Origin of the sequence: Azotobacter chroococcum (assembly GCF_004339665.1) — a bacterium.
Classification (GTDB): Bacteria; Pseudomonadota; Gammaproteobacteria; order Pseudomonadales; family Pseudomonadaceae; genus Azotobacter; species Azotobacter chroococcum.
The window spans coordinates 1-2,438 of the sequence record NZ_SMMU01000086.1 but is presented as its reverse complement, the minus strand read 5'-3'; the positions used below and the strand labels follow the sequence as shown (position 1 = coordinate 2,438).

Below are 2,438 nucleotides of genomic sequence, written 5' to 3'. Positions count from 1 at the left end.
CCGGGAGTGGGTCGATAGCGCCGCAGCCCGCGCTCATGTCTCTACGGCCCGTGTAATCGAGGCCTCGAAAGGTAAGAGACCTTGAAAGGGCTGGCACTGAGTACCGCCGGCAACAGCAGCAGGCCGGTCGAGAACTGCTCGCTGAACCAGGCCAGCCAGGTGGTCCAGGCGGTGTCGTCGAACCAGCCGGTGGTGGTCAGGCAGGCCATGCTGGCGGCCACCGCGGCGCCGGCGAGGCAGGCGCCGAACAGGGACAGCAGCCCCTGCGGCCGCTTCAGGGTCAGCAGTGCCTGCGGCAATGGGCTGAGCAACCGCCAGCCGGTGGCGATCAGGCCCAGGTTGCAGGCGTTCAGCCACAGCGCCGCCCCCCAGTCGTTGCCGGTGCCCAGATCGACCGCCACCATCCCGAGGTAGAGCGCCGCCCAGCCGGCCGGTGTGGCCAGCTGCGGGCGGCGCAGCAGCAGACCGAGCAGGATGGCGTTGACCGGCCAGAACAGCGCCAGCGAGGCGATGGGCCGGGTGAGCACACCGGCCAGGCTCAGGGCGCTGGTCAGCAGGAAGAGTCCGAAGAGGGGGTGCAGGCGCTGGAGCGTGGCGAGATGGCTAAGCATGCTGACCTGCAATGGGTATACGTTGGAGGGCGGCGTCCGGGGCGTCGATGGTTCGGCAAGTCTCGCGGGACTGTCAACTAGCCATCGGGATGGGGCCAGGCCGCCCTGCTGGCGGAGAAGGCACCTGGGGCAGATGCGAGCCGCGCGCTCCGCCGGCCAGTTGGAGACGGAGGCCAAACGGGCAGAAGAGCGCAGGCACAATCAAATCGATCGGCCACGATCCGAAAGGAACCGCCGAGGGTGCGTCGAGCAAGATGCGCAGGGTGGGTAACTCGCACACCGATTGCCCGCGTAACCGAGGTGGATTGATTGGTGGACAAGGCTCTTCCCGCATCGAGGCCTGAAGGCAAACGGTGGACAAGCGGAGTGTTGTCCACCCTATCCAACTCGACACCCCGGCGTAGGGTGGAAAACCGCGAAGCGTTTTCCACCGGAGGGCGGCCGGGCGGCCTTGCCGATCTTCCAGTATTCAGTGATAGGCAGGGCTTCCCCTGTTGGCTCTCGCAGAAATGCGAGCAGGCACAAAACATCTCTGCCCTTCTGCTTCCCATGGCAGCGTTTGACGCCCACAATTGCCTGCAACTAATTTTAGTCGCAAGTGGGAATGCCAATGTCCAGGGACGAGAAGTTGCTCGCCAAGTTGCTCAACGAGCAGGCGAGCTTCACCTGGCAGGAGTTGGTCACGCTGCTGCGCCGCCTGGGCTACGAACAACTGGAAGGCTCGGGCAGCCGGGTCAAGTTCGACAATGGCGATCCGCGGGCGCTGATCAGCCTGCACAGACCGCACCCTGGCAACGAGCTGAAGGCTTATGTCCGGCGCCAGATTATCGACCACCTCAAAGCGGGAGGCCTGATCCGATGAAAGACTTGCTGCAATACAAGGGTTATTACGGCTCCATCGAGGCAAGCACCGAGGACAACTGCCTGTTCGGCAAGCTGTTGTTCATTCGGGCGCTGGTCAGTTATGAGGGACAGACGGTGGCCGAACTGCAGACCGCCTTCCGCGAGGCGGTGGACGATTATCTGGAGACGTGCAAGGCACAGGAAAAGGAACCGGAGATTCCCTGCAAGGGCTCGTTCAATGTGCGTGTTGGGCATGAGTTGCATCTGGCGGCGAGCTTAGCGGCCAGCCGGAAGAGCATTACGCTGAACGATTTGACGCGACAGGCGTTGAGTGAGTATCTGGAGCAGCATGCTTGAGCCTTTGCCGGCGCCCATCCCCGCGTCATGGCCTGAAGACAGACGGTGGACAAGCAAAGCGTTGTCCACCCTACCCAATCCGGCACTCCTGCGTAGGGTGGAAAACCGCGAAGCGTTTTCCACCGAAGAGTGTCCAGGCTACTTCACTGCTGGGCCTTCACATAGGTGCCATCGATGAAGGCCCACTCGAGATCGGGCTCCTCGATCAGCGCCTGGAAAACCTTGAGCCACTTGCCGGCCGCCGACCACGCATTGAAGCGCTTGTAGACCGAGTTCCAGCGCCCGAAGGCGCTGGGCAGGTCTCGCCAAGGGCAGCCGGCGCGCATCCGGTAGAGCATCCCCTCGACCGTCATGCGCAGATCCGGCTTGTGGTAAATGGCTTGCTGAAGCAGAACGTTTTCCAGTTTCGACCAGAGTTCGTCAGTGAGCATCAATCGGGGCATTGCCAGCCTGCGGAGGGATCGGTGTGGGAACCTTGAGTTTGCAGGTTTTCCCGTCCTCATCGACCCCTCTGGCTCAAAACGTCAACAGCCCCTAGTGTTATGACACAGCTAAATCTGCGTCATGCATAATGTCGGCATGGAACATTACAGAATCATCCTCAGTCCTCAAGAAAGAGCGCGGTTG

General features: G+C 62.1%; 3 protein-coding genes and 1 pseudogene. 2 read left to right on the top strand and 2 right to left on the bottom strand.

Annotated elements, in window-relative coordinates:
• Positions 1-41: 41 nt before the first annotated feature.
• Complete coding sequence (locus tag EV691_RS23090) at positions 42-611, bottom strand: diguanylate cyclase family protein (RefSeq protein ID WP_131302570.1); 570 nt, start codon at positions 609-611, stop codon at positions 42-44.
• A 610-nt stretch (positions 612-1,221) separates the two neighbouring features.
• Here EV691_RS23090 and EV691_RS23085 point away from each other — a divergent pair.
• Together EV691_RS23085 and EV691_RS23080 are read left to right on the top strand one after the other, a co-directional pair.
• Positions 1,222-1,473, top strand: a complete 252-nt coding sequence (locus EV691_RS23085) for a type II toxin-antitoxin system HicA family toxin (RefSeq protein ID WP_131302569.1) — start codon at positions 1,222-1,224, stop codon at positions 1,471-1,473.
• Positions 1,470-1,811 carry a type II toxin-antitoxin system HicB family antitoxin gene (locus tag EV691_RS23080; RefSeq protein WP_131302567.1) on the top strand — a complete coding sequence of 114 codons (342 nt, stop codon included), beginning with the start codon at positions 1,470-1,472 and terminating at the stop codon, positions 1,809-1,811. Before EV691_RS23085 ends, EV691_RS23080 begins: the two co-directional genes overlap by 4 nt.
• A gap of 146 nt (positions 1,812-1,957) precedes the next feature.
• Here EV691_RS23080 and EV691_RS23075 read toward each other — a convergent pair.
• Positions 1,958-2,254 (bottom strand): annotated as a pseudogene (locus tag EV691_RS23075) (transposase); the annotation flags it as partial.
• Between the last annotated feature and the right edge of the window lie 184 nt (positions 2,255-2,438).

Excerpts from the sequence above, each read along its gene's own strand:
- EV691_RS23085 (WP_131302569.1), top strand. The coding sequence starts at position 1,222 with ATGTCCAGGGACGAGAAGTTGCTCGCCAAGTTGCTCAACGAGCAGGCG.
- EV691_RS23080 (WP_131302567.1), top strand. The coding sequence starts at position 1,470 with ATGAAAGACTTGCTGCAATACAAGGGTTATTACGGCTCCATCGAGGCA.
- EV691_RS23090 (WP_131302570.1), bottom strand. The coding sequence starts at position 611 with ATGCTTAGCCATCTCGCCACGCTCCAGCGCCTGCACCCCCTCTTCGGA.